This is a genomic window from Thalassobacterium maritimum, assembly GCF_031127805.1.
GTDB classification, from domain to species: domain Bacteria; phylum Verrucomicrobiota; class Verrucomicrobiia; order Opitutales; family Coraliomargaritaceae; genus Thalassobacterium; species Thalassobacterium maritimum.
Window position 1 is genome coordinate 1 of record NZ_JARXHW010000146.1, and the last position, 1,255, is coordinate 1,255.

The 1,255-nt window shown below is 43.7% G+C and carries 1 protein-coding gene; it reads left to right on the forward strand.

Going from position 1 to position 1,255, the window contains the following annotated elements:
• The first annotated feature begins 512 nt into the window (after positions 1-512).
• On the forward strand, positions 513-755 hold the full coding sequence (locus QEH52_RS19705) for a hypothetical protein (RefSeq protein WP_308952673.1): 243 nt from the start codon (positions 513-515) through the stop codon (positions 753-755).
• The last annotated feature ends 500 nt before the right edge of the window (positions 756-1,255 follow it).

A 1,255-nucleotide genomic window follows, 5' to 3' on the forward strand; every position in this document is an offset into this window, starting at 1 on the left:
CTTGTGCTTCTCTAGTGATTGATTTGTTATTCAGGTCTTTCACAATGGACTTTCACCATATAAGGTTATCAACATGCCGGGCATACCCAGTCGTGGTGAATCAACTCCGTTACGCGCTCCGCGCTTCACTACGTGTTCACACTCGACGATCTGAGGAAAAAATGAAATGTCTAAAGCTGGAAGCCATACATTAGTCTACAGCTTCATTGCGCTATTTGCTTTGATCGGACTTCTTGCAGCATTTAGTGGGTCGGCAGGTATTTGGCTGCTCCCCTGCCTCATTGTCGGGTTTCTAGTAATTTGGGTTACAATGAACGTTTTTAGACCTAAGGAATAAGAAAAGAATGAAATGAATCTTGAGCATCACAGATCATTCGGACACGTTAGACGAATGAACCAGTTCAGATCCAGACGGAGCTGGTCAACCCCATTTACGCGTCTGATATTCGACAACCACTTAGACTACTAAATCCGCAGGCTGGGTTGCCAGTCCTTCACGATCTACAGAAAGAATGAAAAGTCTGTTCATCACATCAATTTTGACCCTACTAACCTTCCAGCTTTATGCCTACGATAGTGAAGAATTGAATGCTGACGTAAATACGGTAGCTAAAGTCATTTCTGAAGATAGCCGAAATAGCGTCGTATTATTTTTGGTTCACGGCGATAGTGGCATCTCAGGAAAAAAACCGCATGGCAGTGATGATTGCAAAAAATGCAATCAACGGAATGAAAAGAGAAGGAGTCGAGCATGATGCATTGATTCGGCTATTAGGACGAATGATGTCCAAAGATGATGCAGCGATCGATTCTCGAAGATATGCTTATTCGAGACTGCGGGCATTCTCCGATAAAAGCTCATTAGCGAAGAAAGAGATCGAAGATGCTAAGAGTATAATCCTTAGTCGCGACGATGATCCCATGAAACCTACAATTGAAAAGTAGATCCAGACGCACCTATCAACTCTTTTCGCGCTCCAGGCTTCGCTCTTCGAGCTACGCCTGGCAAGCCGCGCTTCACTCGCGATAGTGCTCCACGATAGACGAAAGAAATGAACGAGACGACAAAAACGATGGCTATTGACTCGGGAACCTTCCTTGTCCCGGTGGTAATCAACTTAATCGTTCTAGTCATACTGATCGTCATACCAGTAATGATTGCACGGTGGTTCGTGGTAAAAGAAAGAGAACGAAAAGAGCAGTTAGATAGAATTGAATCGAAGCTTGATCAGATGAAAAATTGAAGATCACAAAG

What these genes read in the sequence shown, in the direction of transcription:
- QEH52_RS19705 (WP_308952673.1), top strand. Translation starts at nt 513, where the DNA reads ATGAAAAGTCTGTTCATCACATCAATTTTGACCCTACTAACCTTCCAG.